The sequence below is a fragment of the Alsobacter soli genome, from assembly GCF_003004785.1.
GTDB lineage: Bacteria > Pseudomonadota > Alphaproteobacteria > Rhizobiales > Beijerinckiaceae > Alsobacter > Alsobacter soli.
Genome location: NZ_PVZS01000004.1, coordinates 212,922 through 239,301 on the forward strand (window position 1 = coordinate 212,922; position 26,380 = coordinate 239,301).

Here is a 26,380-nt window from a genome sequence, read left to right on the forward strand (position 1 = left end):
GAAGGGGATCCAGGGGGACCGGGCGCGAGTCTCCTGACGCACGCCGGAAGGCCAGGCCGGCCTTTGAAGCAAGCCGCCCTGGATCCCCTTCCCCTGCGCGGCTTCGCCGCTTCGGCCGGGGATGACGGCGGTGAGGCCGTCGCCTCAACGTCATCTCATGCAGAAGCCGGAGCCAGCCATGCTCGACCCCCGCAATCCCGTCGCCCTGACACAGGCGCTGGTGCGCTGTCCGTCGGTGACCCCGAACGAAGGCGGGGCCCTGCAGTTGCTGGCCGACGTGCTCGGGCAGGCCGGGTTCGAGACCCATCTCCTCACCTTCTCCGAGCCCGGCACGCCGGACGTTCAGAACCTTTACGCCCGGATCGGGACGGACGCGCCCTATCTGCTCTTCGCCGGGCACACGGACGTGGTGCCGCCCGGGGATGAGAGCCGCTGGACGCACCCGCCTTTCGGCGGCGATATCGTGGACGGCGTGCTGTATGGCCGCGGCGCGACCGACATGAAGAGCGGCGTCGCTGCGTCCGTTTCGGCCACGCTGCGATGGCTGGAAGAAAACGGCGGCAAGCCGCCGCGTGGCTCCGTGGGGTTCCTGATCACGGGCGACGAGGAAGGCCCCGCGGTCAACGGCACGGTGAAGCTGCTGGAATGGGCGCAGGCGCGGGGCGAGCGGTTCGACTGCTGCGTGCTGGGCGAGCCCACCAATCCCGAGGCGCTGGGCGACATGATCAAGATCGGCCGGCGCGGCTCCCTGACCGGCCGGCTCACGGTCGAGGGCGTACAGGGGCACGTCGCCTACCAGGACCTGGCGGAGAACCCCATCCGGGGCATGGTGCGCCTGCTCGAGGCCCTGATGGCGAAGCCGCTGGACGGCGGCACGGAGCAGTTCGGGCCGTCGAACCTCGAGGTGACCACGGTGGACGTGGGCAACCCGGCCAGCAACGTCATCCCGGCGTCCGCGAAGGCCGTGTTCAACATCCGCTTCAATGACCTCTGGACGGCGGAGACGCTGGCCGACGAACTCCGGCGTCGCCTGGCCGAAGCGGCCGGGAACAGCGTGCGCTTCTATGTCGTGTTCGAGCCCTCGAACGCGCCGGCGTTCCTGACTCCGCCCGGCCCTTTCGTGTCGCTGGTCAGCGAGGCGGTGGAGAGCGTGACGGGGCGCAAGCCCGTCCTCTCAACCACGGGCGGCACCTCGGATGCGCGCTTCATCAAGAGCTACTGCCCGGTGATCGAGTTCGGCCTCGTTGGCAAGACCATGCACAAGGTGGACGAGAACGCCGCCACGGCGGACATCGAGGCCCTGACGGGCATCTACGGGGCGATCATCCGCCGCGCCGTGGGGTGAGGGTCGAGCCTTCTTCCACTGAAGTCTCTGCTTCGGAGCCGCTCGGCGGTTCTGGGACTCAGCGCATGCGGCCCCTGGATCCCCTTCCCCTCCGCGCCTGCGGCGCTCCGGCCGGGGATGACGGCGAACATGGAGGACTTCCCTTCGTCGTCCGGATCCGACCGCCCAGGAACAATCCCGCTCACGTTCCGTTGAGCATGCCACGTGTCCCTCGACAAAAGTCGAAGACGCGGTCACCATTGTGCATTGCAACATTGGCGCGGGAGCATCGGCATGTTCCTCACCGCAGAGGAAGTCGGCCGCTCGTTGGCCGGGTCCTTCAAGTTGTTAAGCCGGGACCCGGAGGCGCTGGGGGCCTTCGAAGTGTCCTACGAGTCCTTCTGGCGCTCGTTCGGGGCCATGGGCCTGGTCGCTCCGGCCTTCGTCGCCCTTGTGGCGGACGCGCGCGTCCAGGCGGGGCTGCCGCTCGAGGAGGGGATCTTCGCCAGTCCAGGCCTCGCTATTCGCGAAGCTGTGCTGGTTGCGGGCTGCTGGCTCCTTTTTCCGATCGCGATGATCGGCCTTGTGCGCCTGCTCGGCCTGGGGCGGCGCTACGCGCGCTATGTCATCGCCTACAACTGGTCGGCCGTGGTGGCGACGACCATCATGGCCGTGCCGCACGCCATGCACGTACTCGGACTGGCCACCGGTGGGCTGACAGCGCTCTACCTGTTCGCCTTCGGCGTGCTGATCCTGCAGTGCCGGTGGTTTCTGGCGAAGACGGCGCTGGGCGTCTCGGGCGGGTTGGCGGCCCTCATCGTGATCCTGGAACTGGGGCTCAACGGAGCAGTCACGGCCGCGGCGTCGCTGATCGCATAGCCGATCAGCCAATTCGCCCCCTGGATTGCTTCGTCGCGGCGCTCCTCGCAAGGACGGATCAATAGTCGACGCCGATCAGGTACAGGCCGCAGGAGGGCGCCATGGCGCCGCAGCGGGAGCGCTGGCGGGCGCCGAGGGCGTCCTCCAGGTCGCGCTTCGACCAGCGCCCCGCGCCGACCAGTTGCAGCGAGCCCACCATCGAGCGCACCTGGTGATGGAGGAAGGAGCGCGCGGAGGCGTAGACGCGGATCTCGTCGCCAATGCGTTCCACATCCAGGCGCGACAGCGTCTTCACCGGGCTCAGCGCCTGGCAATCCGCCGAGCGGAAGGTCGTGAAGTCGTGCTTGCCGACCAGCGCCTGGGCGGCCTCGTGCATGGCCTCTGCGTCCAGCGCCCATTTCACCTGCCACACGCGGTTGGCGTCCAGCGCAACGGGCGGGCGGCGATTGACGATGCGGTAGAGGTAATGGCGGCCGACGGCCGACATGCGCGCGTTGAAGTCGTCCGGGACGCGTGAGGCCGACAGGATGGCGACCGGGGCCGGCCGCAGGTGGGCGTTCACGGCGTCCCGCACGGTGTCGGTGGGCCAGTCCTTCTCAAGGTCGACGTGGGCGACCTGATGGGTGGCGTGCACGCCGGCGTCGGTGCGCCCTGCCCCCTGGATGCGCACGTCCTGGCCGCTGAAACGCGCGATGGCGTCCTCCAGCCGCTGCTGGACCGAGTCTCCCACCGCCTGGAACTGCCAGCCCACGAAGGGGGTGCCGTCATACTCGATGACGAGCTTGTAGCGGGGCATCTATATTGAACCCATTGATTCTGGAGATTGCGTAATGGCCCTGATCCGCCACTTCGACCACCAGCCGATGGAACGGAACGGCATTCACGACGAAGTTGAGGCGACTTATACCGTATTTCAGCGAGACGACAGGACGTTCGTTCAAATCGACACGTATGGTCGGCCTGATAGAGAGCTTCCTGGCAAGAAGAGCCAAACCATCCAGCTTACTAGAGAAAGCGCATCTGAACTGATCGCCATCCTAAGCGAAGCGTTCCGGTTCAACTAAACCTCGTCCCGGCCGGGACCGCCACGCCCCGCAGGAAATCCTCGGCCGCCATGGCCTTCGAACCAGCCTTCTGCACCTGGAGCAGACGGACGGCTCCATCGCGGCAGGCGACGGTGAGGCGGTCATCAATCGCCACGCTTGGCTCGCCGGAGGCCTCCGGGAGCAGCGCCGTGCGCAGCACCTTCAGGCGCTCGGGGCCCCGGCCGAGATCAACGGTCGCGAAAGCGCCCGGAAAGGGGGAGAGGCCGCGCACGAGGTCGTGGACGGCCTGGGCCGGCCTGCCCCAGTCGATCCGGGCGTCCTCGTTGGCGATCTTGTGGGCGTAGGTGACGCCCTGCTCCGCCTGCGGCGTGAACGCGAGGCCGCCGCGGGAAAGCGCCGCAAGGGCGCGCACCATCAGGTCGGCGCCGAGCACGGCGAGCCGGTCGTGCAGTTCGCCCGCGGTGGTGTCGGGACCGATGGCGACGCGCTCGACCATTCCGACCGGCCCGGTGTCCAGGCCCTTCTCCATGCGCATCACGGCGACGCCGGTCTCCTTGTCGCCGGCCATGACGGCGCGCTGGATCGGGGCGGCGCCGCGCCAGCGCGGCAGGAGCGACGCATGGAGGTTCAAGCAGCCGAGCTCGGGGGCGTTCAGGATGGCTTCCGGCAGGATCATGCCATAGGCGACGACCACGGCGACGTCGGCCTGCAACGAGCGGACCTGCTCGGCGGCGTCCTCGCCCCGCAGGGTGGCGGGCGTGAACACCGGTATCGCAAAACGATCGGCGGCCTGGTGCACCGGGGAGGGCTTCAGCGCCATGCCGCGGCCCGCCGGGGCGGGCGCGCGGGTGTAGACGGCCACGACCTCGTGGCCCTGGCCCACGATCTCGGAGAGGGTCGGAACGGCGAAATCGGGCGTGCCCATGAAGACGACGCGCAGCATGGGGGCTCCCGCTGGTTCAGAAAAGACGGCTCAGCCCTGCGCGTCGCGCTTGGCCTGCTTGGAGAACTTCTTCATCACCCGATCCCGCTTCAGCTTGGAGATGTGGTCGATGAAGAGCTTGCCCTCGAGGTGATCGATCTCGTGCTGAAGACAGGTGGCGAGCAGGCCTTCGGCCTCGATCTCGCACTCGCCGCCTTCGCGGTCGACGAAGCGGACGCGCACCTTGGCCGGGCGCTCGACGTCCTCGTAGTACTCGGGGATCGAGAGGCAGCCCTCCTCGTAGGTCGACTTCTCCTCCGACGACCACACGATCTCGGGATTGATAAGGGCCAGCGGCTGCTTGGGCTCGTCCTGGCGGGCGACATCGAGCGTGACGACGCGCTCGGCGACGCCGATCTGGATGGCGGCCAGCCCGATGCCGGGCGCCTCGTACATCGTGTCGAACATGTCGTCGATCAGCGACGTCATCTCCTTCACCGGCCGGACGACAGGCGCCGAGACGAGGCGCAGCTTGGGATCGGGGATGATCAGGATCGGACGGGTCGACATGTTCCAAGGGGTTTCCGGTGGACGGGCTGGAGATAACCATTCGGAAAGGCAAAATCAAACCGTTCGCATTTCGTTCTCGCCTTCGGGTCGAATCGCACTAAGCTTCCGGCATGGAGCGCATCATTCTCGTCGTGGGCGGGCATGCGGTGTCGTGGGGCGAGGCCATCCTCGGCCTGCTCGGGCTCGCCGTGCTGGCCATCGTTTGGCTGGGTCTCGCGACCCTGCGGGCCGGGCGCGAGCGCGCCGAGGAAGCGGCCGCGGCCGTCGAGCGGCAGCGCGAACTGGACGAAAAGCTCGCGGCGCTGACCCAGATCCAGTCCGAGATGACCGGCCGCATGCAGACCATCGGCGAGGTGTTCGGCAACCGGCAGGTCGATCTCGTGCGGCTCATCGCCGAGCGGCTGGACAGCCTGCAGAACCGGGTGGGCGACGGTCTCAACGCCACCACGAAGCAGACGACCGAGAACTTGGCCAAGCTCAACGAGCGCCTGGCCGTGATCGACGCCGCGCAGAAGAAGCTCTCCGACCTCACCGGCGAGGTGCTGACGCTGAAGGACGTTCTCTCCAACAAGCAGACGCGCGGGGCCTTTGGGCAGGGCCGCATGGAGGCGATCGTCCGGGACGGGCTGCCGCCGGGCGCCTACGAGTTCCAGGCCGTGCTGTCGTCCGGCAAGCGGCCGGACTGCGTCATCCGCCTGCCCGGCGACGAGCGGCCGCTGGTGGTGGACGCGAAGTTCCCGCTGGAAGGATTCACGGCCTTTCGCGAGGCCCAGGGCGAGGACGCCAGGCGCGCGGCCATGCAGCGCGTCCGCGCCGACGTGGGCGGCCATTTGAAGGACATCGCCGACAAGTACCTCATCCCCGGCGAGACCCAGGACATCGCGGTGCTGTTCGTGCCGGCGGAATCGCTTTTCGCCGACCTGCAGGAGCATTTCGAGGACGTGGTGCAGCGCGCCCACCGGGCACGGGTGCTCATCGTGTCCCCGTCCCTGCTCGCCATGGCGATCCAGGTGATGCAGGCGATCGTGCGCGACGCGCGCATGCGCGAGCAGGCGCACCAGATCCAGGCCGAGGTCGCCAAGCTCATCGACGACGTGCGCCGGCTGCGGGACCGCACCGCCCGGCTGGACACGCATTTCCGGCAGGCCAACGAGGACGTGGCCCTGATCGTCACCTCGGCCGACAAGGCGCTGAAGCGGGGCGAGCGGATCGAGGCCATGGAGTTCGAGGCGCCGGCGCAGCCCGAGCGGGTCGCGGCGGGCCCGGGGCCGCTGTTCGGACGCGCCGCGGCGGAGTGAACGCGCCATCCGCCGTCATGGCGAGCGGAATCCAGGGCGCCTTGGGCGCGCCGTCTGGATTGCTTCGTCGCTGCGCTCCTCGCAATGACGGGCCCGGATTGTAGTGCGGCAGAGCCGTAGCGCTACAGCGTCGTGCGCTGGCGGAAGGCGGCGGCCAGGGTGCCTTCGTCGAGGTAGTCGAGCTCGCCGCCGACCGGGACTCCGTGGGCGAGGCGGGTCACCTTCACGCCCGTGTGGGACAGCATGTCGGTCACGTAGTGGGCGGTGGTCTGGCCGTCCACGGTGGCGTTGAGGGCCAGGATGACCTCCTCGACGCCGCCCTCCGTCACGCGGGCCAGCAGCTTGTCGAGGTTGAGGTCCTTGGGGCCGACGCCGTCCAGGGCGGAGAGCGTGCCGCCGAGCACGTGATAGCGGCCGTTTGAGACCTGGGCGCGCTCCAGGGCCCAGAGGTCGGACACGTCCTCCACCACGACCAGCACCTTGTCGTCCCGGCGCGGGTCGCGGCACATGACGCAGGGATCGGACGTATCCACGTTTCCGCAGGTGGAGCAGACGACCACCTTCTCGTTGGCCACCCGGATGGCGTCGGCCAGGGGCGCCAGCAGCTGCTCGCGCTTCTTGATCAGGTGCAGCGCCGCCCGCCGGGCCGAGCGGGGGCCGAGGCCCGGCAGGCGGGCCAGCAGCTGGATCAGGCGCTCGATCTCGGGGCCGGTGATGGAAGGCATGGCGGCTCGGTGACTTCAGGATCGGGGTGAGGCCGTCTAATGCTGGCCCCGCTCGCGGCTACCAAAAACGTGGATGCCCGGGACAGCCCGGGCACGACGGCGTGAGAAGGTCTTGGGGAGACCCTCACCCCAGCCCTCTCCCTGTCCCAGGGAGAGGGAGCGCAGGGCGCATCTTGTCCCTCTCAGAACAGCTTCATCCCGGGCGGGATGGGCAGCCCGGCCGTGAGGGACGACATCTTGTCCTGGGCGGCCCGGTCGGCCTTGCCGCGGGCGTCGTTCAGGGCGGCGATGATGAGGTCCTCGAGGATGTCCTTCTCCTCGAGCTTGATCAGGCTGTCGTCGAGATTCACGACCTTCACGGCGCCCTTGGCGGTCATGGTGATCTTGACCATGCCACCCCCGGCGGCGCCCTCGACCTCGAGGGTGTCCAGCTCGTCCTGGAGCGCAGCCATCTTGGACTGCATCTCCTGGACCTTCTTCATCATGCCCATGATGTCTTTCATGGCGGGGCTCCTGGATAAGGGTCAGAACTCGTCGTCGAAACCGTCGAACCCGGGATCGTAGGTCGGATCGGGCGCAGCCTCGTCCTCGGGCGCCTCCGGCTCGGGCTGGGCGTCGCGAATGTCCACGATCTTGGCGCCGGGAAAGGCCTCCAGCACGGAACGCACCAGCGGGTGCGCCTGCACGTTGGTCAACCGGTCGCGCTCCTGCTCGGCCTGGCGCTCCCGGATGGTGGGCTGGCCGGCTTCGGAAGAGAGCACCACCACCCAGCGGCGGCCGGTCCATTCCGAGATGCGCTTGGAGAGGTCCCCCGCAAGCTGCGGCGAGGCGTTCGGGCTGGGCGCGAACTCCAGCTTTCCATCTTCGAAGGCCACGAGGCGCACGTCGCTCTCGAGCGCGAGCTTCATGGCGATGTCGCGCTTGTCGGCGGCGAGCGCGACCAGGTCCTCAAAGCGGTTGAGCTTCATGGCGGGCGCGGCCGCCTGCCGGGCGGAGGGCGCGGGCGCGGCGGTGCGGGAGGCGACGCTCAGGGCTGCGGACCCGCGCGGGCCGCCGTCGCCCGAGGCGCGGGCCCCACCGCCACCGCCGCCGCCAACATTGGAATGGGCGCCGGCGCCGCCGGGCGGATTGTCCCGAAGGACCCGAAGCGCTTCATCGGGCGTGGGCAGGTCGGCGGCGTAGCACAAGCGGACGAGCACCATCTCGGCCGCGGCGACGGGCTTGGGCGACGACTGAACCTCGCCGATGCCCTTCAGCAGCATTTGCCAGGCCCGGGACAGCACCCGCATGGGCAGCACCGTCGCGGCCTGGCCGCGCACGCGCTCGGCCTCCGTGACGCTCGACTCATTGGCCGCGTCCGGCACGATCTTGAGGCGCGTGACGAAATGAACGAACTCGGCGAGGTCGCTCAGCACCACCGCCGGGTCGGCGCCGGAGTCGTACTGGTCGCGCAGCTCGCGCAGGGCGCCGGCGGCGTCGCCGCGCATGGCGGCCTCGAACAGGTCGATGACGCGGCCCCGGTCGGCGAGGCCGAGCATGGTGCGCACGGTCTCGGCGTCGATGGCGCCGGCGCCATGGGCGATGGCCTGGTCGAGCAGGGAGAGCGCATCACGCACCGAGCCCTCGGCGGCGCGCGCCAGCAGGGCCAGCGCCTCGTCGTCGATGCTGACGCCCTCGCGGGCGCAGATGTTGCCGAGGTGGCTCGTGAGCAGGGAAGCGTCCACGCGGCGCAGGTCGAAGCGCTGGCAGCGAGACAGGATCGTGATCGGCACCTTGCGGATCTCGGTGGTGGCGAACACGAACTTGGCGTGGGGCGGCGGCTCCTCCAGCGTCTTCAGGAAGGCGTTGAACGCCTTCTCGGAGAGCATGTGGACCTCGTCGATGATGTAGACCTTGTAGCGCGCCGAAGCCGGGGCGTAGCGGATGCCGTCGGTGATCTGGCGAACATCCTCCACGCCGGTGTGGGAGGCCGCGTCCATCTCCAGCACGTCGACGTGGCGCGACTCCATGATGGCGCGGCAGTGCACGCCCTCCTCGGTGAGATCGACGGTCGGTCCGCCGGAGCCGTCGGCGCGCAGGAAGTTGAGGCCCCGCGCCAGGATGCGGGCCGTGGTGGTCTTGCCCACGCCGCGGACGCCGGTGAGGATCCAGGCCTGCGGGATCCGGCCGGAGGAGAACGCGTTGCGCAACGTGCGCACCATGGCGTCCTGGCCGATCAGGTCGTCGAAGGTCTGGGGCCGGTATTTTCGGGCGAGGACGCGGTAGGGCGTGGCCGAGGCCGCTTCGGCGGGGGCAGGAGCGCGCGGGAGATCGAGGCCCTGGAAGCCGGGACCGTCGCCGAGGGCTGCGCCGTCTTGGATCGTGCTGTCGTCGCTCATCGGGCCTTGAAGAAACGCATGGCCGGGCTGCGACGGCCCCTCGCAGGAGCCTTTTCGATCGAGGCCCAATCGCCGCGAAGGGTGGGAGGCTGGACAGTAACCCGCCCGATTCTCGTTAGGGCTGCTTCCTTCCGGACCTGACCCGGTTGGCGAGTGGAACGTCCACCACCAACCTCCCGCGCCCTATATCGGCGATCCCGGACGGGATTACAAGATCGGAGAGGGGCGCCACGCGAAGTCCCTTGGTCCCCTTCTCGCGCCCCGGCCTGGGGCGCGATTGCGATGCGGGCGGATGCGGAAAAAGCAGAGGTCGACTGCCGAAGTTTGGACTAGCGTGGCGACATGACGACCTTCGACCAAGCCGAATCCGGCTTTTCGCTCCACCCCCAGCTCGCCGCCGACACGGCCGTCGTGGGGGACCTCCTGCTTTCACGTGTGCTGCTGATGAAGGACGCCCGGTTTCCCTGGCTGATCCTTGTTCCGCGCCGAGCGGAGATCCGGGAGATCATCCACCTGTCCGACGGGGACCAGGCGCGCCTCCATCGCGAAGTCGCGGAGGCGTCGCGGGCGATCAAGGGGCTGTTCCGTCCCGACAAGCTGAACATCGGGGCGATCGGCAACATGGTCCCGCAGTTACACGTCCACGTGGTCGGCCGCACCCAGGCGGACGCCGCATGGCCGCGGCCGGTGTGGGGCTCCGGGCCGGCGGAAGCCTATTCGGACGTCGCGCTGGCAGAGCGCGTCGCCCGGATCGCCGCCGCCCTGGGGCGGATTGCTCCAGCAGGAGCCCGCGCCATCTAGGCCCGCATGGTCGGCCGCCCCGGCCACGCACCATGGCGCGCCACCCGCCGTTCCGGGCAAGCCCGGGCGTGACGAGACAATGTCCGCAGCCCCGCTCATGAGAGACCCCATGCCCCTCCCCCGCTCCGAACGCTCCGCCAGCCTCGGCTATTCGGTGAACCTGCTCGACCGTCGCGCCGAGTATCGCGACGACGAGGCCTACATGGCCGAGCTCCGCGCCTCGCCGCAGGCGCGCTGCGTCGTGCTGCAGGGGGACGTGCCGCTGCTGCGCCAGCACGCCGACGGCGCGGCGGCTCTGTTCGCCAAAAGCGATCTCGGGGAGCTGGGGACCGTGCGTGAGAAGGCCTTCCTGGGCCTGGACGAGCACGGCCCCGTGTTCGCGGCCCTGCTGGAGGCGCCAGCGCCCGAGAACGACCAGGGGCATGACGACGTGGTGGCCATGGACCTGCGCTCCCTCGCGGTGCAAGGCGTGCTGCCGCCCCCGGTGCTGGGCGTGCTCGCCCAGGCCAAGAGCCTGATGCACTGGCACCAGCGGCACCGCTTCTGCTCCAACTGCGGGCAGCCGACTGCAGTGCAGTCCGCCGGGTGGAAGCGCGAATGCCCCGCCTGCGGGGCGCAGCATTTCCCGCGCACGGATCCGGTGGTGATCATGCTCGCGGTGCGGGGCGACCGCTGCGTGCTGGGCCGGCAGGCCCGGTTCGTGAAGGGCGTCTATTCGTGCCTGGCCGGCTTCCTGGAACCGGGCGAGACGCTGGAGGACGCGGTGCGGCGCGAGCTGTTCGAGGAGGCGGGCGTCGCCACCGGGCGCGTTCGCTACCTGGCCTCCCAGCCCTGGCCTTTTCCGGCGTCGCTGATGATCGGCTGCCTGGCGGAGGCGACCTCCGACGAGCTGACGGTCGACTTCAAGGAGCTGGAGGACGCGCGCTGGTTCACGCGCGACGAAGTGCGACAGATGCTGGCCGGGACGCACCCGGACGGGATCGGGTGCCCGCCTCCGATCGCGATCGCCAACGGGATCCTGAAGGCCTGGGCGCTGGATGGGGAGACGCTGTAGCCCCCGTCGTCCTTGCGAGCCTAAGGCGAAGCAAATCAGGGACCCTGGGGTTTCGTGCGCGTCATGGCCGGGCATGGCCCGGCCATCCACGGTTGCGCCGTGGTCCTGGATGCCCGGGACAAGCCCGGGCGCGACGGCTGGTAGATGGCGTCCTCCCCCTGGATTGCTTCGTCGCTGCGCTTCTCGCAATGACGGAGTGGGGCGGCCGCCCGCGCCTAAGTGGGGCGTCGCGGCTGGCGCTACTCCGCCGCCTGCTGGCTCTCGATGCGGTAGGGGTGGGCAGGGTAGACGCCCATGATGCGGAATTCCTTGCAGAAGAACTGCAGCTCCTCGAGGGCCAGCTTGAGGGGCCGATCCTCCGGGTGGCCGTCCACGTCGGCCAGGAACTGGGTGGCCGAGAACTCGCCGTCCACCATGTAGCTTTCCAGCTTGGTCATGTTGACACCGTTGGTGGCGAAGCCGCCCAGCGCCTTGTAGAGCGCGGCCGGAACGTTGCGGACGCGGAACAGGAAGGTGGTGACGGTCGGGCCATTGCCGGCCGGAGCCCAATTGGGCGTCTTGGACAGCACCACGAAGCGGGTGGTGTTGTGCTTCTCGTCCTCGACGTCATGGGCGAGCGTCTGGAGGCCATAGATCTCGCCGGCGAGGCTGGTGGCGAGCGACGCGCGGGTGACGTCGTTCCATTCTGCGACTTCGCGGGCGGATCCCGCGGTGTCGCCGGTGATCACCGGCTTCGCCCCGATGGCCCGGATGATCTTGCGGCACTGGCCCAGCGCATGGACGTGGCTGTAGACCGACTTGATCGTGGCGAGCGTCGCGCCTTGCACGGCAAGAAGCTGGAAGTGAATGGGCAGGAAGTACTCGCCCACGATGTGCAGGTGCGAGGCCGGCAGGAAATGGTGGATGTCGGCCACCCGGCCGGCGATGGAGTTCTCGATCGGGATCATGCCGAGGCCGGCCGTCCCGTCCTGGATGGCCGCGAAGGCGTCCTCGAAGGTGTTGCAGGGCAAGGGCTCCCAGTCCGGGTACACGTCCCGGCAGGCGATGTGGGAGTTGGCGCCGGGCTCGCCCTGATAGGCGATCACCTTCTTGGTCATGGGCATTTCGGCTTCTTTCTTCAGTGCGGGCGGCGGGCGGCCAGGATCTCGCGGGCGCGCTCGAGATCATGGGGCGTGTCGACGCCGAGGGGGACATCGTCCACCACGGCGACGTCGATGCGCATGCCGGCTTCCAGGGCGCGCAATTGCTCGAGGCGCTCCCGCTTCTCCAGGGGAGCCGGGGGCAGGGACACAAAGCGCTCCAGCGCCTTGCGGCGATACGCGTAGAGGCCGATGTGGTGGTAGAGCGGGCCCGGCCCGGTGGGGGCGGTGGCGCGGGTGAAATACAGCGCGCGGTAGAGACCCGGGCCGATGGGGGTGCCGACCGGCTTCACCACGTTCGGGTCGTCGCGCTCCTCGTCGCGCGTGATCGGGGCCGCGATCGTGGCGATGTCGACCAGCGGGTTGGCGAGGGGCAGGATGGCGGCCTGGATGGCGCGCGGGTCGATCGTGGGGAGGTCTCCCTGCACGTTCACGACCACGTCGTGACGGCCCTCTGGATCAAAGGTCTGCACGGCCTCGAAGATGCGGTCGGAGCCCGACGGGTGGTCGGCGCGGGTCAGCACGGCGTGGCCGCCGACGGCCTCGATCGCGGCCACGATGGCGGGCTCGTCCGTGGCGACGACCACCGGGCCGAGGCCCGCCTCCGTCGCGCGGCGCCACACGTGCACGATCATGGGCTCGCCCAGGATGTCGGCGAGGGGCTTGCCCGGGAGCCGGGTGGAGGCCATCCGGGCGGGAACGAGGACGACGGGATCGGACATGAGCTCCGGCCAGACCGGCCGCCGCGGGCGCAAGGCCCGGAGCGGCAAAAAGTATCAACGGGAAACGCGCTTATACGAGTTGCCAAAGGCGGCGCAAAGCGGGTAATCATCCGCCGCCCAGCGGCAGCGCTGTGGGTGATCGTGACGCCTTGCGCGCGCGGACCCCGTCGCGGCCGAGGGCCCGTGGTTCGCCTGCCTTCCCGCCCGCCGGGACTTCCCCTTCGGACCACTGCGAGTGCTGAGCCGAGACAAGCCCCCACGCGGGTCGGAGTGATCGAATGTTCGGGATGGATTCGTTCGAGTTCAACAAGATCGCGGGAGCGGTGCTCGGCACGCTGCTGTTCATCATGGCCACGGGCCTGCTGGCCGAAGCGATCTTCGCCCCGCCCGCGCAGGTCGTCGCCGGTTACGCGCTGCCCGCCGGGGAACCCGAGAAGGGCGGCTCCGCTGCGGCCCCCGCGGCCCAGAGCGAGCCCCTCCCCGTGCTGCTGGCCAAGGCCGACGCCAAGAAGGGCGAAGGGCTGATCAAGCCCTGCACGGCCTGCCACTCCTTCGAGAAGGGCGGCCCGAACAAGGTAGGCCCGAACCTCTACGGCGTCGTGGATCGCCCGATCGCCTCGCACGAGGGCTTCAACTACTCGGCCGCCATCAAGGAGCACGGCGCCAAGGGCGAGAAGTGGACCTTCGAGAACCTCGACCACTTCATCGCCGGCCCGAAGGCGTACATCCCCGGCACCGCGATGGGCTACGCCGGCCTGAAGGAGGCCGACCGCCGCGCCGACGTCCTGGCCTACCTGCGGACGCTGTCGGACAACCCGGCGCCGCTGCCGACGCCCTGATCCCAGGACGAACGATCTTCGAAGGCCGGGCCCAGCGCCCGGCCTTTTCGATTCCGGGCCCGCCTCAGCGGGCCGTCTGGCCCGCCGGCGAAAAAGCGACATAATCCGCGGCGCAGATCACCGCCTCGCTTGGGGGCGACCACGGAGGGCACATGCGTCAGGGCGATCCGGGACATCCGCGGGCCACGGCCGTTTCGCGCCGCGCCATCATCGCCGCCCTGGCGCTCGCGCCGCTCGCCACGCTCCCTGGCGCCCCGGCCTGGGCGGGGGACGCCGAATGGCGCAGCGCGACCTCCCTGATGGGCGAGCCGAAATACCAGGCCGGCTTCAAGCACTTCGACTACGTCAACCCGGACGCCCCGAAGGGTGGAACCGTTCGCCTCGCCCGGCAGGGCGCCTACGACAACTTCAACCCGGTGGTGGCCGGCGTGAAGGGCCAGCTGGAGGCAGGCGTCGGGCTCGTCTACGAGCAACTCACCGAGCAGTCGCTCGACGAGGTCTCCACCGCCTACGGCCTGCTGACCGACGGGGTGAAGTACCCGGAGGACTTTTCCTGGGTCACCTACCGTCTGCGCGAGAACGCGCGCTGGCAGGACGGCAAGCCGGTGACGCCGGAGGACGTAATCTTCTCGTTCGACGCCTACAAGGAGATCAGCCCGCAGATGGCCTTCTACTACGCCCATGTGGTGAAGGCCGAGAAGACGGGCGACCGCGAGATCACCTTCCGGTTCGACCAGCCGGGCAACCGGGAGCTGCCACAGATCGTGGGCCAGCTCACCGTGCTGCCGAAGCACTGGTGGGAGGGCACGGGCGCCGACGGCAAGAAGCGCAACATCAAGGAGACCACCCTGGAGCCGCCGATGGGCTCGGGGCCGTACCGGCTCAAGGGCTTCGACGCCGGCCGCAACGCCGTCTACGAGCGCGCGCCCGACTACTGGGGCAAGGACCTGCCGGTCCGGGTCGGAACCAACAATTTCGACCAGATGCGCTTCGAGTACTACCGCGACTCGACGGTGTTGTTCGAGGCGCTGAAGGGCGACCAGTACGACTTCCGCATCGAGAACAGCGCCAAGAACTGGGCCACGGGCTACGATTTCCCGGCCGCCAAGGATGGGCGGGTGATCAAGGAGGAGTTCACCGAGCGGGCCAGCGGGCGCATGCAGGCCTTCGCGTTCAACCTGCGCCGGCCGAAGTTCCAGGACCAGCGCGTGCGCCGCGCCTTCAACCTGGCCTTCGACTTCGAGGAGATGAACAAGACCATCTTCTACGGGCTTTACAGCCGCATCGGCTCGTATTTCGAGGGCACGGAGCTCGCCTCCAAGGGCCTGCCCGAGGGCAAGGAGCTGGAGATCCTGCAGGGCCTGAAGGACAAGGTCCCGGCGAGCGTGTTCACGGCCGCCTACGTCAATCCGGTCAACGGCGACCCGCAGAAGGTGCGCGAGAACCTGCGCGAGGCCGACCGGCTGCTGAAGGAGGCCGGCTGGGAGGTCAAGGGCGGCAAGCGGGTCAACGCCAAGGGCGAGCAGCTGACGGCCGAGTTCCTGGCCTATGACCCGACCAGCGAGCGCTTCGTGCTGTTCTACAAGCCGTCCCTGGAGCGGCTCGGGATCGGGGTCAGCCTGCGGGTGGTCGACCCGTCCCAGTACGAGAACCGGATGCGGGACTTCGACTTCGACATCACCACCGACCTGTGGCCGGAATCGCTGTCCCCCGGCAACGAGCAGCGCGATTTCTGGGGCTCCAAGGCGGCCGACCGGCCAGGCTCGCGCAACACGCTCGGCGTCAAGGACCCGGGCGTGGACGCGCTCATCGACAGGATCATCTTCGCCAAGGACCGGGGGGAGCTGGTGGCCGCCACCAAGGCGCTCGACCGGGTTCTGCTGGCGCACGACTACGTCGTGCCGCAGTGGTGGTCCCCGGCGACGCGCACGGCGCGCTGGAACCGGTTCGGCCGGCCCCAGACCATGCCCCGCTACGCCGCGCCGGCGTTCCCGACCATCTGGTGGTGGGACGCCGCCCTGGCGCAGAAAACCGGGGGCGGAAAGTGAAGGGGCGCACCGCGCGGCGCCTCATCCGGCCCTTTGGGCCACCTTCTCCCCATGCCGGGGAGAAGGGACGTACGCACCCCGTTCCTGCCCTCCCCCGCTGGGTGGAAGAGAATTGCGTGTCCCGGCGCGCGGTGCTGGCTGGAGGGGCGGCGGCGTTGGCCCTCGGAACGACGGGGCGTTCCTCCGCCTCCATGGCGCAGACGGCGGCTCCCGAGGGGCCGGGTCTCGCCGCCGCGCCGCCGGCGGTCGTGGGCGAGCACCACGGCCTGTCCACCTTTGGCGAGCTGAAATACCCCGCTGATTTCGCCCACTTCGCTTACGTGAACCCCAAGGCGCCGGTGGGCGGGGCGGTGTCGCTGCAGCTGGCGAACACCTTCGGCAACCAGGCGTTCGACACCTTCGACACGCTCAACGCCTATGTGCTGAAGGGCAACGGGGCCGCGGGGGTCGAGATGCTGTTCGACAGCCTCATGGCCCGCGCGCAGGACGAGGCGGACGCGCTGTACGGCCTCGTCGCCAGGTCGGTGAGCACGTCCGAGGACGGGCTGACCCAGACGTTCCGGCTGCGGCCGGAAGCGCGGTTCCAGGACGGCTCGAAGCTGACGGCTCAGGACGTGGCCTTTTCGCTCCTGCTCCTGAAGCAGAAGGGGCATCCGCTCATCTCGCAGACCATCCGCATGGTGGAGAGCGCGGAGGCGCAGGACGACGCGACCGTGGTGGTCCGCTACGCGAAGGGACGCTCGCGGGACCTTCCGCTCACGGTGGCGACCCTGCCGATCTTCTCGAAAGCGTACTACACGGCCAAGCCGTTCGAGGAGGCTACGCTCGAGCCGCCGCTCGGCTCAGGGCCCTACAAGATCGGCCGCTTCGAGCAGGGCCGGTTCATCGAGTTCGAGCGGGTCGCCGACTACTGGGGCAAGGACCTGCCGGTGAACATCGGGCAGAACAACTTCGACCGGATCCGCTACGAGTACTACCGCGACCGCCAAGTGGCGCTGGAGGGCTTCAAGGCCGGCTCCATCACCTTCCGGGAGGAGTTCACCTCCCGCGACTGGGCGAACGGCTACGATTTTCCGGCCGTGAAGGAGGGTCGGGTCAAGCGGGAGGAGATCCCGGACGAGACGCCGTCCGGCACCCAGGGCTGGTTCTTCAACACGCGCCGCGAGAAGTTCCAGGATCGCCGGGTGCGCGACGCACTGGGGCTGCTGTTCGACTTCGAGTGGACCAACACGAACATCATGTTCGGCGTTTACAAGCGGACCACCTCCTATTTCGAGAACTCGGAAATGAAGGCCGAGGGCCCGCCCTCGCCGGAAGAGATGAGGCTGCTCGAGCCCTGGCGCGGCAAGGTCCCGGACGAGGTGTTCGGGCAGCCCTTCGTTCCACCGGTGACGGACGGGTCCGGGCAGGACCGGGCCCTTCTGCGGCGAGCGGACCAACTCCTCAAGGAGGCCGGCTGCAAGCGCGAGGGGAACGCGTTGAAGCTGCCGGGCGGGCAGCCGTTCGAGATCGAGTTCCTCGACTTCTCCGGGGCGCTGCAGCCGCACACCGGCTCGCTGTTCAAGAACATGAAGCTGCTCGGGATCGAGCCGCGGTTCCGCATCGTGGACGCGGCCCAGTACCAGCGGCGCACGGACGGCTTCGACTACGACGTGATCTCGCGGCGCTACTCGATGTCGCCCACGCCGGGCGAGGGGTTGAAGCTGATCTTCGGCTCCGAGTCGGCCAGGACGCCGGGCTCCTCCAACGTGGCCGGCATCGCAGATCCGGCCGTGGACGCGCTGGTAGCGGCGGCGCTCGCGGCGGATTCCCGGGCGGAGCTCGTCACCGCCTGCCGGGCGCTGGACCGGGTGCTGCGAGCGGGGCGCTACTGGATCCCGATGTGGTACAAGGCCTCGCACTGGCTGGCGTATTGGGACATGTTCGGCAAGCCCGCCACCAAGCCGAAGTACGGTCGCGGCGCGCCCGGCACGTGGTGGTATGACGAGGCCAAGGCGAAGCGAATCGGAAAGGCTTGATGCGGAACGGCGGTTCTAGAAAGCTCGGTCCTCTCGCCGTCATTGCGAGCGCAGCGAGGCAATCCAGAGGAGCAGGGCGTCTCCTGGATTGCTTCGTCGCTCCGCTCCTCGCAATGACGAGCAGGCGCTGACCCATGTTCGCCTATGTCGCGCGCCGCCTCCTGCTGATGATCCCGACGCTGCTCGGGATCATGCTGATCTCGTTCACCATCGTGCAGTTCGCGCCCGGAGGGCCTGTGGAGCGCGTGCTGGCCCAGTTGCAGGGGAACGACACGTCCGCCACGTCGCGCATCGCCGGCGGGGCGGGAGGGGACTTTTCGGGAGCCCAGCAGCACCAGGGAGGCGGGGCCGGGGAGTCGACTTCGAAATACCGGGGCGCCCAGGGGCTTGACCCGGCCTTCATCAAGCAGCTCGAGGCGCAGTTCGGGTTCGACAAGCCGGCGCCCGTGCGCTTCGGCCTGATGCTCTGGAACTACCTGCGGTTCGACTTCGGCAAGAGCTATTTCCGCGACACGCCCGTGCTGCAGCTCATCAAGGAGAAGCTGCCGGTCTCCATCTCGCTCGGTCTGTGGATGACGCTGCTGTCCTATTCCATCTCGATCCCGCTCGGCATCCGCAAGGCGGTGAAGGACGGGTCGAGCTTCGACACCTGGACCTCGGCGGTGGTGATCATCGGCTACGCCATCCCGGGGTTCCTGTTCGCCATCCTGCTGATCGTGCTGTTCGGCGAGGGCTCGTCCTTCATGCCCTTCTTCCCGCTGCGCGGGCTCACGTCCGAGAACTGGGCGCAGCTGCCCTGGTACGACAAGATCCTCGACTACGTCCGGCACATCACGCTGCCGATCCTCAGCATGGCGCTGGGCGCCTTCGCGACCTCGACGCTCCTGACCAAGAACTCGTTCCTGGACGAGATCCGCAAGCAATACGTGCTGACCGCGCGCATGAAGGGCCTGTCCGAGCGGCAGGTGCTTTATGGCCACGTGTTCCGCAATGCGATGCTGATCGTGATCGCGGGCTTCCCGGGGGCCTTCATCAGCGCCTTTTTCACGGGGTCGCTGCTGATCGAGACGGTGTTCTCGCTCGACGGGCTGGGGCTGCTCTCCTTCGAGAGCATCGTGAACCGCGATTACGCGGTCGTGTTCGCGAACCTTTACATCTTCTCGCTGCTCGGGCTGGTGGTGAATCTCCTGTCCGACCTCACCTACACCTGGATCGATCCGCGGATCGACTTCGAGACGCGGGAGGTGTGATGGACGCCCCCGTGCAAGACCGCGCCTTCGGTCCGGCCACGACTCCGGGGGGGCCGCTCGCCCCGCCCCTGCCGCGCAAGGGGCTGCTGCGGCTGTCGCCCATCAACCAACGGCGGCTCGCCAATTTCCGCGCCAACCGGCGCGGCTACTGGTCGTTCTGGCTCTTCAGCGTGCTGTTCGTGCTGTGTCTCTTCGCCGAGTTCCTGGCGAACGACCGGCCGATCCTGGTCCACTACAAGGGCGAGTGGCTGACGCCCGTGTTCGTGGACTACCCGGAGGAGAAGTTCGGCGGCTTCCTGGCCCAGACGGACTACCGCGACCCGGTGATCCAGAAGGAGATCGCCGACAACGGCTGGGCTATCTGGCCGCCGATCCATTTCGCGTCCAACACCATCAACCTCGACCTGCCTACGGCGGCGCCGTCGGCGCCCACCTGGATGCTCAAGGACGAGGCTTGCCGGCCGGTCGCCGAAAAGAAGGCGGGGCCGGACGGGGCCGGGAAGTCGCTCGGCTGCCGCGACCTCGAGTGGAACTGGCTCGGCACGGACGACGGCGGACGCGACGTGCTGGCCCGCGTCATCTACGGTTTCCGGCTGTCGGTGCTGTTCGGCCTCATCCTGGCGGCGATCTCCTCGGTGGTCGGCATCATGGCGGGGGCCGTCCAGGGCTATTTCGGCGGCAAGGTGGACCTCTACTTCCAGCGCATCATCGAGATCTGGTCGGCCATCCCATCGCTCTACCTGCTGATGATCCTGTCGAACTTCTTCCAGCCGTCGTTCTTCACCCTGCTCGGGATCCTGCTGCTGTTCTCGTGGGTGGCGCTGGTGCACGTGGTGCGGGCCGAGTTCCTGCGGGCGCGCAATTTCGATTATGTCCGCGCCGCGCGGGCGCTGGGGTTGTCTGACGCCAAGATCATGGTGAAGCATGTGCTGCCCAACGCCATGGTGGCGACCATGACGTTCCTCCCCTTCATCCTGAACGGGTCGATCACCACGCTGACCTCGCTCGACTTTCTGGGCTTCGGGCTGCCGCCGGGGTCGCCGTCCCTCGGCGAGTTGCTGCTTCAGGGCAAGAGCAACATCTCCGCGCCGTGGCTCGGCCTCACCGGCTTTCTGGTGATCGCCGTCATGCTGTCGCTGCTGATCTTCATCGGCGAAGCCGTGCGCGACGCCTTCGACCCGCGGAAGACGTTCGGATGAGGGTGTGGTACGATTGCGCGAAAGGCATTTCGATGAACAAGATCGTCCTGCGGCACTATCCCGCTGATCAGCTTCCCCAACCACTGCGGGAGCAATTCCACCCAAACGACAGGGTGACGGTCGAGGTCACGCAGGAAGAACCGGGGCATGACCGCGTCATGACCCTCGAAGAGATTTTTGCGGCACGTAAGCCCCCGTACCGGACTGCCGAAGAGATCATCGCTGAAATCCAAGCCGGTCGATACGACGACTGATGTTGGTCGGCCCCTATCTCGACGCGAACGTCTTCATCGACCTTCTCGAGGGCGACGACGTCCTTTCTGGGCCGTTGCAGCGCTTGTTCGTGGTGCTTCGGGATCGGGGCGTCCCCGCGATAACAAGCGAGCTCACCCTTGCGGAAGTTCTTGTCAAGGCACGGAGGAACGGCGGCGCTCCGTTGCACAGGCGCTACCTCGATTTGATCGTCTTCAGCGGGCGCGTGGAGCTTCTCCCTGTTTCGCGGAGGCTGATGTCTTCGGTGGCCGAGTATCGCGAGCTTACTGGAGCGAAGATTCCTGACTCGGTCCATGTGGTGACTGCAATCGAGCGAGGCTGCAGGGTCTTCGTGACGCGCGATAGCCGCGTTCGGCTCCCGAACTCTCTGCGCATGGTCAGTTCCGATGCGCCCCATTTGCTCGATTGGATCGAGCGGAGCCTCACATGACGTCTCCCCTTCTCTCCGTCCGCGACCTTTCCGTCGTCTTCCGCCAGGGCGGGAAGCAGACGACGGCGGTGGACCACGTCTCCTTCGAGGTGGGCGCAGGCGAGACCGTGGCGCTTGTCGGCGAGTCCGGGTCGGGCAAGTCTGTCAGCGCGCTGTCCGTGCTGAAGCTTCTCAGCTACCCGCCGGCGTCGCACCCCTCGGGGGAGGTCCTGTTCAAGGGCCGCGACCTGCTCCAGGCCTCCGAGGACGAGTTGCGCAAGGTGCGCGGCAACGCCATCACGATGGTGTTCCAGGAGCCCATGACGTCGCTGAACCCGCTGCACACCATCGAGCGGCAGATCGGCGAGATCCTGGACCTGCACAAGGGGCTGTCCGGCCAGGCCGCACGACGGCGCACGGTGGAGTTGCTGACGCAGGTCGGCATCCGCGATCCCGAGGGCCGGCTCGGCGCCTATCCGCACGAGTTGTCGGGCGGGCAGCGCCAGCGCGTCATGATCGCCATGGCGCTCGCCAACGAGCCGGACCTGCTGATCGCGGACGAGCCCACCACGGCGCTCGACGTGACCGTGCAGGCGCAGATCCTGAAGCTGCTGGCCCGGCTCAAGGCCGACAACGGCATGGCCATGCTGTTCATCACCCATGACCTCGGCATCGTGCGCAAGATCGCCGACCGGGTCTGCGTGATGACCCAGGGCCACATTGTCGAACAGGGCCCGGTGGAGCAGGTGTTCCAGAATCCGCAGCACGCCTACACGCGCAAGCTGCTGGCCGCCGAGCCCAAAGGCCGGCCGGAGCCGCCCCGGGCCGACGCGCCCGTGATCGTGGAGGCGCAAGACCTGCGGGTCTGGTTCCCGATCCGCCAAGGCTTCCTGAAGAAGGTCGTCAGCCACGTGAAAGCGGTGGACGGGATCTCCATTGCGGTGCGCGAGGGGGAGACGGTCGGCGTGGTGGGCGAGTCGGGGTCGGGGAAGACCACGCTGGGGCTCGCCATGCTGAGGCTGATCTCGTCGCAGGGGCCGATCGTGCACCTCGGCCAGCGGCTGGATGGGCTCAACTCCAAGGCCATGCGCCCGCTGCGGCGGGACCTGCAGATCGTGTTCCAGGACCCTTACGGCTCGCTGTCGCCGCGCCTGTCGGTGGCGGACATCGTGGGCGAAGGGCTGGACGCGCTCGACCTGGGGCTATCGTACGAGCAACGGCGCGAAGTCATTGCGCGGGCGCTGGTGGACGTGGGGCTCGACCCGGCCGCCATGGACCGCTACCCGCACGAATTCTCCGGTGGCCAACGCCAGCGCATCGCCATCGCGCGCGCCATGGCGCTGGAGCCCAAATTCGTGGTGCTGGACGAGCCGACCTCGGCGCTGGACATGTCCGTGCAGGCGCAGATCGTGGACCTGCTGCGTGAGCTGCAGCGCAAGCGCTCGCTCGCCTACATGTTCATCTCCCACGATCTCAAGGTGGTGCGGGCGCTGGCGAACGAGGTCATCGTGATGCAGAACGGCAAGGTGGTGGAGCAGGGCCCTGCGGCCGAACTCTTCGCCAGGCCGAAGACGGACTACACCCGCGCGCTGTTCGCCGCGGCGTTCAACCTCGAGACCGCCGACGCCGGCGTGGTGCGGGAGTGAGCATGGCGCGCGTGTTCCTGATCGTGCTCGACTCGGTGGGCTGCGGCGGCGCGGAGGACGCGGAGGCCTATGGCGACGTCGGGGCCGATACGCTGGGGCACATCGCGGCCGCCTGCGCCCGCGGCGACGGCGATCGCGCCGGCCTGCGCAGCGGGCCGCTGCGGCTGCCCTTCATGACCCGGCTCGGGCTCGGGCTGGCGGCCGAGGCGTCGACCGGGAGGGCCTGGCCTGCGCCGGCCGCCGAAGGCGCGATCCGGGGTCAGTGGGGCTACGGCGTCGAGACCTCGCGCGGCAAGGACACGCCCTCCGGCCATTGGGAGATCGTCGGCACGCCGGTGGACTTCGACTGGGGTTACTTTCCCGATACACAGCCCTCATTCCCCGCCGATCTCACGGCGGCGCTGGTCCGGGAGGGCGGGCTCCCTGGCATCCTGGGCGACAAGCACGCCTCCGGGACCGCGATCATCGACGAGCTCGGCGCCGAGCACATGCGGACAGGCAAGCCGATCTGCTACACGTCCGTGGATTCTGTGCTGCAGATCGCCGCCCACGAGGAGACATTCGGGCTGGAGCGGCTTTACGCGCTCTGCCGCATCGGGCGGCGGCTGTGCGACCCGCTCAGGATCGGGCGCGTGATCGCCCGCCCCTTCCTGGGCGGCCCGGAGACGGGCTTCACGCGCACGGCGAACCGCAAGGACTTCGCCATCCCCCCGCCGGACGGCACGATCCTGGACCGGGCCGTTGCGGCCGGCCGCGAGGTGGTGAGCGTCGGCAAGATCGGCGATATCTTCGCCCACCGCGCCACCGGCCGGGAGGTGAAGGCGGGCGGGAACATGAAGCTGTTCGACGCCATGCTGCCCGAGGTGGAGCGGCTGGCGCACGGCGGCCTGCTGTTCGCCAATTTCGTTGATTTCGACACGGAGTTCGGACACCGCCGCGACGTGCCGGGCTATGCGGCCGCGCTGGAGGCCTTCGACGCGCGCCTGCCGGAGCTCGAGCAGCGGTTGCGGCCGGGCGACGTGGTCATCCTCACCGCCGACCACGGCAACGATCCCACCTGGCGAGGCAGCGACCACACGCGCGAGCATACGCCCATCCTGGCGTTCGGGCCGGGACTGCAGCCCTGCCCGATCGGGCGGCGCGAGACCCTCGCGGATGTCGGCGCGACGGTCGCCACAGCGCTCGGCTTGCCCGCGCACGGCCCCGGCCGGAGCTGGATTCACCAAGAAATGAAGCGTTGACGCGACAATAGCCAGGCGCAAGCATCGTTTCGGGCAGGAAGCGCGTTCCCGCTCACCGCCCAGCCTGCGCCAGGAGCTCCCATGAGCACGGACAACCGCAGCACCCATATCCGGCTCACCTCCCATCCGGAGCCCGGCACGGGCGCGGCCAGGTTCCCGATCCGATGGGGCGCGGCGACCGCTCAGGAGCGCGGCCCCGTGATCGGGTCGGTCACCAACCCGGCCGACCGCAACGTGATCGGCTCCCATGGGGGCGCCTATTCGCTCTACCGGGCGCTCGCCGTGACCTCCGGCGCCCTCAATCCCGCCGTGCGGCCGGACCTGCGCAACACGCATCCGGTCACCCCGGTCGGCCCGCATCCGCAATGGGCGGACCCCGGCAAGATCGTCTCGCTCGACCCCTGGGGCGCCTGCGTGGGCGAAGCCTTCGCGGACTGGATCAGCCAGGGCGTCGACATCCGCCCCACGGTCGCGGTCACCAAGGCGCGGCTGAACATGCCGGAGATCGTCGCCGCGATTGCCGGGGGGCGGCTTGCGGCCGATGGACAGATCCTGCAGCCGTCGGGCGACATCTCCGTCACCAAGGTCGCCATCGATCCCGTCTGGCACCTGCCCGGGGTCGCGGCGCGCTTCGGGGTGAGCGAGACGGCCTTGCGGCGCACGCTCTTCGAGCAGACGGGCGGCATGTTCCCGGAGGTGGTGACGCGGCCGGACCTGAGCGTCTTCCTGCCGCCCATCGGGGGCACGACCGTGTACGTGATCGGCGAGGTCGCAGCGCTGTCCGACCCGCGCCGGCGGGTGGCCTGCCGTGTGCACGACGAGTGCAACGGCTCGGACGTCTTCGGCTCCGACATCTGCACCTGCCGGCCCTACCTGGCGCATGGGGTCGAGGAGTGCGTGAAGGAGGCGCAGCGCGGCGGGGCCGGGGTGATCGCCTACAACCGCAAGGAAGGGCGGGCGCTCGGCGAGGTCACCAAGTTCCTCGTCTACAACGCCCGCAAGCGCCAGGAGGGCGGCGACCAGGCCGCCACCTATTTCGAGCGCACCGAATGCGTGGCCGGCGTGCAGGACGCGCGCTTCCAGCAGCTCATGCCCGACGTGCTGCACTGGCTCGGGATCACCCGCATCGACCGATTCATGTCCATGTCGAACATGAAGTACGACGCCATCACGGGCGCGGGGATCGAGATCGTGGAGCGCGTGCCGATCCCGGACGAGTTGATCCCGCCGGACGCCTCCGTGGAGATGGAGGCCAAGAAGGCGGCGGGCTACTTCGCGCCCCAGGGCGCGCCCGGGCAGGACGACCTGCGACGCACCATCGGCCGCCCGCTGGAGCGGTATTGATGGATTCATCGCATTCAGAGGCCGCGCTGGCGCGCAGCCTGCTCACGCCGGGCGCGGTGCGCGAGCGGGCCCATCGCATGCTGGACCTGGGAATCGCGGGCGAGCTGCCGCATTTTAGCGTCGACCCCGGCAAGCTCTGCCGCTGCGCCGACTATGTGCTCGACACCATCCGGCGAAACTACCCGACGTTGCAGGTGCCTTTTCACGCGCGCTGGCGCCATTTCGCCGCCGGCGGCTTCGATCGCTGGGGCACGCTGGACCGAAACACCGCTTGGCCCTCCGACGCCGCCCGGGCGCGGGCGGCGTTCGACCTGGCCATCGTGAGCGTCCTCCTGGACGCCGGCGCGGGCCCCGACTGGTCCTACCTGGAGCCGGCCAGCGGCGAGCGCTTCGCGCGCTCGGAGGGGCTCGCAGTCGCGAGCTTCGACATGTTCGCGTCCGGGGTCTTTTCGGCGAAGCCGGACGATCCGCTGCGCGTCGACGCCAGCCGGCTCCAGTCGCTCGATGCGGCGGAGGTCGCCGCGGGGTTCCAGATCCGGGCCGACAACCCCATGGCGGGGCTCGACGGTCGTATCGCGCTGCTGCGGCGCCTTGGCGCCGCAGTGTCGGGCAATCCGGCGCTGTTCGCCCGCGAGGACGAGGCCCGGCCGGGCGGGCTGTTCGATTCCCTGCTGCTGCAGCGCGAGAACGGCCTGCTCCCGGCCAACGCGATCCTTTCCACCCTGCTCGAGGGCCTGGGTTCGATCTGGCCCGGACGCCTTGCGCTCGGCGGCGTGGACCTCGGCGATACGTGGCGACACCCGAGCCTGGTGACCGATGACGCGACCAGCGGCCTCGTCCCGTTCCACAAGCTCTCTCAATGGCTCGCGTATTCGCTGATCGAGCCGCTGCAGGCCGCCGGCCTGGGCGTGTCCGGCGTGGACGGCCTGACGGGGCTCGCGGAATATCGAAACGGCGGCCTGTTCCTGGACCTGGGCGTGATCACCCTGCGGGATCCCTCCGAGGCCGGACTTCAGCACGAGCCCGGCTCAAACTTGGTGGTCGAATGGCGCGCCCTCACGGTGGCGCTGCTCGACGACGTGGCGGGGCTGATCCGCGACCATTTGGGGCTGAGCGCGGAACAGTTCCCCCTCGCCAAGGCGCTTGAAGGGGGCACCTGGGCGGCGGGACGCCGAATCGCGCGGGAAAAGCGGCCCGGCGGCCCGCCTCCGCTCACTGTTGTCACCGACGGCACGGTGTTTTGACCGCGACGCCT

At 68.8% G+C, this 26,380-nt stretch carries 25 protein-coding genes and 1 other RNA gene; 17 read left to right on the forward strand and 9 right to left on the reverse strand.

Annotation, left to right across the window (positions count from 1 at the left end; translation table 11 throughout):
- Positions 1-178 precede the first annotated feature (178 nt).
- Entirely contained in the window at positions 179-1,345 is a 1,167-nt protein-coding gene (gene dapE / locus SLNSH_RS05225) for a succinyl-diaminopimelate desuccinylase (protein WP_106335676.1), read from the forward strand.
- 273 nt (positions 1,346-1,618) lie between these two features.
- Positions 1,619-2,203, forward strand: coding sequence for a hypothetical protein (locus SLNSH_RS05230; protein WP_106335608.1), 585 nt, complete (start codon positions 1,619-1,621; stop codon positions 2,201-2,203).
- Positions 2,204-2,261: 58 nt separating this feature from the next.
- Here the strand turns inward: SLNSH_RS05230 and truA are convergent, their stop codons facing one another.
- Positions 2,262-2,999 (reverse strand): tRNA pseudouridine(38-40) synthase TruA, encoded by a 738-nt coding sequence (gene truA / locus SLNSH_RS05235; protein ID WP_106335609.1) that lies wholly within the window; start codon positions 2,997-2,999, stop codon positions 2,262-2,264.
- Positions 3,000-3,033: 34 nt separating this feature from the next.
- Between truA and SLNSH_RS05240 the strand changes: the two genes are divergently transcribed.
- A complete protein-coding gene (locus tag SLNSH_RS05240) occupies positions 3,034-3,267 on the forward strand; it encodes a methionyl-tRNA formyltransferase (protein WP_106335610.1) in 234 nt (77 codons plus the stop codon).
- Here the strand turns inward: SLNSH_RS05240 and fmt are convergent.
- Both fmt and def read right to left on the reverse strand, forming a co-directional pair.
- Entirely contained in the window at positions 3,260-4,192 is a 933-nt protein-coding gene (gene fmt, locus SLNSH_RS05245) for a methionyl-tRNA formyltransferase (RefSeq protein WP_106335611.1), read from the reverse strand. The two genes, SLNSH_RS05240 and fmt, sit on opposite strands and share 8 nt — an antisense overlap.
- A 30-nt stretch (positions 4,193-4,222) precedes the next feature.
- Positions 4,223-4,741, reverse strand: coding sequence for a peptide deformylase (def, locus tag SLNSH_RS05250; RefSeq protein ID WP_106335612.1), 519 nt, complete (start codon positions 4,739-4,741; stop codon positions 4,223-4,225).
- Positions 4,742-4,851: 110 nt separating this feature from the next.
- Here def and SLNSH_RS05255 point away from each other — a divergent pair, with 110 nt between their 5' ends.
- Positions 4,852-6,039 carry a DNA recombination protein RmuC gene (locus tag SLNSH_RS05255; RefSeq protein WP_106335613.1) on the forward strand — a complete coding sequence of 396 codons (1,188 nt, stop codon included), beginning with the start codon at positions 4,852-4,854 and terminating at the stop codon, positions 6,037-6,039.
- A 122-nt stretch (positions 6,040-6,161) separates the two neighbouring features.
- On the opposite strand, the gene recR is transcribed toward SLNSH_RS05255, so the two are convergent.
- The 4 genes from recR to ffs form a co-directional block, all read right to left on the reverse strand.
- Positions 6,162-6,764, reverse strand: a complete 603-nt coding sequence (recR, locus tag SLNSH_RS05260; protein WP_106335614.1) for a recombination mediator RecR — start codon at positions 6,762-6,764, stop codon at positions 6,162-6,164.
- 182 nt (positions 6,765-6,946) lie between these two features.
- Positions 6,947-7,267: a YbaB/EbfC family nucleoid-associated protein gene (locus SLNSH_RS05265; RefSeq protein WP_106335615.1), complete on the reverse strand. Its 321-nt coding sequence runs from the start codon at positions 7,265-7,267 to the stop codon at positions 6,947-6,949.
- Positions 7,268-7,288: 21 nt separating this feature from the next.
- On the reverse strand, positions 7,289-9,142 hold the full coding sequence (locus tag SLNSH_RS05270) for a DNA polymerase III subunit gamma/tau (protein ID WP_106335616.1): 1,854 nt from the start codon (positions 9,140-9,142) through the stop codon (positions 7,289-7,291).
- Between the two features lie 80 nt (positions 9,143-9,222).
- Positions 9,223-9,320: signal recognition particle sRNA small type (gene ffs, locus SLNSH_RS05275), an RNA gene on the reverse strand.
- Between the two features lie 164 nt (positions 9,321-9,484).
- Between ffs and SLNSH_RS05280 the strand changes: the two genes are divergently transcribed.
- Positions 9,485-9,943 carry an HIT domain-containing protein gene (locus tag SLNSH_RS05280; protein ID WP_106335617.1) on the forward strand — a complete coding sequence of 153 codons (459 nt, stop codon included), beginning with the start codon at positions 9,485-9,487 and terminating at the stop codon, positions 9,941-9,943.
- Between the two features lie 109 nt (positions 9,944-10,052).
- Positions 10,053-10,997: an NAD(+) diphosphatase gene (gene nudC / locus SLNSH_RS05285; RefSeq protein WP_106335618.1), complete on the forward strand. Its 945-nt coding sequence runs from the start codon at positions 10,053-10,055 to the stop codon at positions 10,995-10,997.
- Positions 10,998-11,236: 239 nt separating this feature from the next.
- Here nudC and SLNSH_RS05290 read toward each other — a convergent pair whose 3' ends face one another.
- On the reverse strand, positions 11,237-12,094 hold the full coding sequence (locus SLNSH_RS05290; protein WP_106335619.1) for a prephenate dehydratase: 858 nt from the start codon (positions 12,092-12,094) through the stop codon (positions 11,237-11,239).
- A gap of 20 nt (positions 12,095-12,114) precedes the next feature.
- Positions 12,115-12,858 (reverse strand): 3-deoxy-manno-octulosonate cytidylyltransferase, encoded by a 744-nt coding sequence (locus SLNSH_RS05295; protein WP_106335677.1) that lies wholly within the window; start codon positions 12,856-12,858, stop codon positions 12,115-12,117.
- A gap of 278 nt (positions 12,859-13,136) precedes the next feature.
- Here SLNSH_RS05295 and SLNSH_RS05300 point away from each other — a divergent pair, with 278 nt between their 5' ends.
- From SLNSH_RS05300 to SLNSH_RS05350, 11 genes are all read left to right on the forward strand, one after another.
- The gene (locus tag SLNSH_RS05300) at positions 13,137-13,697 is read left to right on the forward strand and encodes a c-type cytochrome (protein ID WP_245422063.1); all 561 of its coding nucleotides are present in this window, start codon (positions 13,137-13,139) and stop codon (positions 13,695-13,697) included.
- 152 nt (positions 13,698-13,849) lie between these two features.
- A complete protein-coding gene (locus SLNSH_RS05305) occupies positions 13,850-15,745 on the forward strand; it encodes an extracellular solute-binding protein (protein ID WP_106335620.1) in 1,896 nt (631 codons plus the stop codon).
- Between the two features lie 191 nt (positions 15,746-15,936).
- The gene (locus SLNSH_RS05310; RefSeq protein WP_106335679.1) at positions 15,937-17,763 is read left to right on the forward strand and encodes an extracellular solute-binding protein; all 1,827 of its coding nucleotides are present in this window, start codon (positions 15,937-15,939) and stop codon (positions 17,761-17,763) included.
- Positions 17,764-17,897: 134 nt separating this feature from the next.
- The gene (locus tag SLNSH_RS05315; protein WP_106335621.1) at positions 17,898-19,013 is read left to right on the forward strand and encodes a microcin C ABC transporter permease YejB; all 1,116 of its coding nucleotides are present in this window, start codon (positions 17,898-17,900) and stop codon (positions 19,011-19,013) included.
- On the forward strand, positions 19,013-20,212 hold the full coding sequence (locus SLNSH_RS05320) for an ABC transporter permease (RefSeq protein ID WP_106335622.1): 1,200 nt from the start codon (positions 19,013-19,015) through the stop codon (positions 20,210-20,212). Before SLNSH_RS05315 ends, SLNSH_RS05320 begins: the two co-directional genes overlap by 1 nt.
- A gap of 32 nt (positions 20,213-20,244) precedes the next feature.
- A complete protein-coding gene (locus SLNSH_RS05325) occupies positions 20,245-20,466 on the forward strand; it encodes a hypothetical protein (protein WP_146140193.1) in 222 nt (73 codons plus the stop codon).
- Complete coding sequence (locus SLNSH_RS05330; RefSeq protein WP_106335624.1) at positions 20,466-20,915, forward strand: type II toxin-antitoxin system VapC family toxin; 450 nt, start codon at positions 20,466-20,468, stop codon at positions 20,913-20,915. Before SLNSH_RS05325 ends, SLNSH_RS05330 begins: the two co-directional genes overlap by 1 nt.
- Positions 20,912-22,540 (forward strand): ABC transporter ATP-binding protein, encoded by a 1,629-nt coding sequence (locus tag SLNSH_RS05335; protein WP_106335625.1) that lies wholly within the window; start codon positions 20,912-20,914, stop codon positions 22,538-22,540. Before SLNSH_RS05330 ends, SLNSH_RS05335 begins: the two co-directional genes overlap by 4 nt.
- A gap of 2 nt (positions 22,541-22,542) precedes the next feature.
- A complete protein-coding gene (locus SLNSH_RS05340; protein WP_106335626.1) occupies positions 22,543-23,781 on the forward strand; it encodes a phosphopentomutase in 1,239 nt (412 codons plus the stop codon).
- 81 nt (positions 23,782-23,862) lie between these two features.
- Positions 23,863-25,125: a GTP cyclohydrolase II gene (locus SLNSH_RS05345; protein ID WP_106335627.1), complete on the forward strand. Its 1,263-nt coding sequence runs from the start codon at positions 23,863-23,865 to the stop codon at positions 25,123-25,125.
- Complete coding sequence (locus SLNSH_RS05350; protein WP_106335628.1) at positions 25,125-26,369, forward strand: URC4/urg3 family protein; 1,245 nt, start codon at positions 25,125-25,127, stop codon at positions 26,367-26,369. The genes SLNSH_RS05345 and SLNSH_RS05350 overlap by 1 nt, the downstream gene beginning before the upstream one ends.
- Positions 26,370-26,380: the final 11 nt, after the last annotated feature.

What these genes read in the sequence shown, in the direction of transcription:
- dapE (WP_106335676.1), top strand. Translation starts at nt 179, where the DNA reads ATGCTCGACCCCCGCAATCCCGTCGCCCTGACACAGGCGCTGGTGCGC.
- truA (WP_106335609.1), bottom strand. Translation starts at nt 2,999, where the DNA reads ATGCCCCGCTACAAGCTCGTCATCGAGTATGACGGCACCCCCTTCGTG.
- SLNSH_RS05310 (WP_106335679.1), top strand. Translation starts at nt 15,937, where the DNA reads ATGGCGCAGACGGCGGCTCCCGAGGGGCCGGGTCTCGCCGCCGCGCCG.
- SLNSH_RS05240 (WP_106335610.1), top strand. Translation starts at nt 3,034, where the DNA reads ATGGCCCTGATCCGCCACTTCGACCACCAGCCGATGGAACGGAACGGC.
- SLNSH_RS05290 (WP_106335619.1), bottom strand. Translation starts at nt 12,094, where the DNA reads ATGACCAAGAAGGTGATCGCCTATCAGGGCGAGCCCGGCGCCAACTCC.
- SLNSH_RS05315 (WP_106335621.1), top strand. Translation starts at nt 17,898, where the DNA reads ATGTTCGCCTATGTCGCGCGCCGCCTCCTGCTGATGATCCCGACGCTG.
- SLNSH_RS05345 (WP_106335627.1), top strand. Translation starts at nt 23,863, where the DNA reads ATGAGCACGGACAACCGCAGCACCCATATCCGGCTCACCTCCCATCCG.
- SLNSH_RS05265 (WP_106335615.1), bottom strand. Translation starts at nt 7,267, where the DNA reads ATGAAAGACATCATGGGCATGATGAAGAAGGTCCAGGAGATGCAGTCC.
- def (WP_106335612.1), bottom strand. Translation starts at nt 4,741, where the DNA reads ATGTCGACCCGTCCGATCCTGATCATCCCCGATCCCAAGCTGCGCCTC.
- SLNSH_RS05325 (WP_146140193.1), top strand. Translation starts at nt 20,245, where the DNA reads ATGAACAAGATCGTCCTGCGGCACTATCCCGCTGATCAGCTTCCCCAA.
- SLNSH_RS05335 (WP_106335625.1), top strand. Translation starts at nt 20,912, where the DNA reads ATGACGTCTCCCCTTCTCTCCGTCCGCGACCTTTCCGTCGTCTTCCGC.
- SLNSH_RS05295 (WP_106335677.1), bottom strand. Translation starts at nt 12,858, where the DNA reads ATGTCCGATCCCGTCGTCCTCGTTCCCGCCCGGATGGCCTCCACCCGG.
- SLNSH_RS05305 (WP_106335620.1), top strand. Translation starts at nt 13,850, where the DNA reads ATGCGTCAGGGCGATCCGGGACATCCGCGGGCCACGGCCGTTTCGCGC.
- fmt (WP_106335611.1), bottom strand. Translation starts at nt 4,192, where the DNA reads ATGCTGCGCGTCGTCTTCATGGGCACGCCCGATTTCGCCGTTCCGACC.
- SLNSH_RS05280 (WP_106335617.1), top strand. Translation starts at nt 9,485, where the DNA reads ATGACGACCTTCGACCAAGCCGAATCCGGCTTTTCGCTCCACCCCCAG.
- SLNSH_RS05320 (WP_106335622.1), top strand. Translation starts at nt 19,013, where the DNA reads ATGGACGCCCCCGTGCAAGACCGCGCCTTCGGTCCGGCCACGACTCCG.
- SLNSH_RS05340 (WP_106335626.1), top strand. Translation starts at nt 22,543, where the DNA reads ATGGCGCGCGTGTTCCTGATCGTGCTCGACTCGGTGGGCTGCGGCGGC.
- SLNSH_RS05350 (WP_106335628.1), top strand. Translation starts at nt 25,125, where the DNA reads ATGGATTCATCGCATTCAGAGGCCGCGCTGGCGCGCAGCCTGCTCACG.
- recR (WP_106335614.1), bottom strand. Translation starts at nt 6,764, where the DNA reads ATGCCTTCCATCACCGGCCCCGAGATCGAGCGCCTGATCCAGCTGCTG.
- SLNSH_RS05255 (WP_106335613.1), top strand. Translation starts at nt 4,852, where the DNA reads ATGGAGCGCATCATTCTCGTCGTGGGCGGGCATGCGGTGTCGTGGGGC.
- SLNSH_RS05270 (WP_106335616.1), bottom strand. Translation starts at nt 9,142, where the DNA reads ATGAGCGACGACAGCACGATCCAAGACGGCGCAGCCCTCGGCGACGGT.
- SLNSH_RS05230 (WP_106335608.1), top strand. Translation starts at nt 1,619, where the DNA reads ATGTTCCTCACCGCAGAGGAAGTCGGCCGCTCGTTGGCCGGGTCCTTC.
- SLNSH_RS05300 (WP_245422063.1), top strand. Translation starts at nt 13,137, where the DNA reads ATGTTCGGGATGGATTCGTTCGAGTTCAACAAGATCGCGGGAGCGGTG.
- SLNSH_RS05330 (WP_106335624.1), top strand. Translation starts at nt 20,466, where the DNA reads ATGTTGGTCGGCCCCTATCTCGACGCGAACGTCTTCATCGACCTTCTC.
- nudC (WP_106335618.1), top strand. Translation starts at nt 10,053, where the DNA reads ATGCCCCTCCCCCGCTCCGAACGCTCCGCCAGCCTCGGCTATTCGGTG.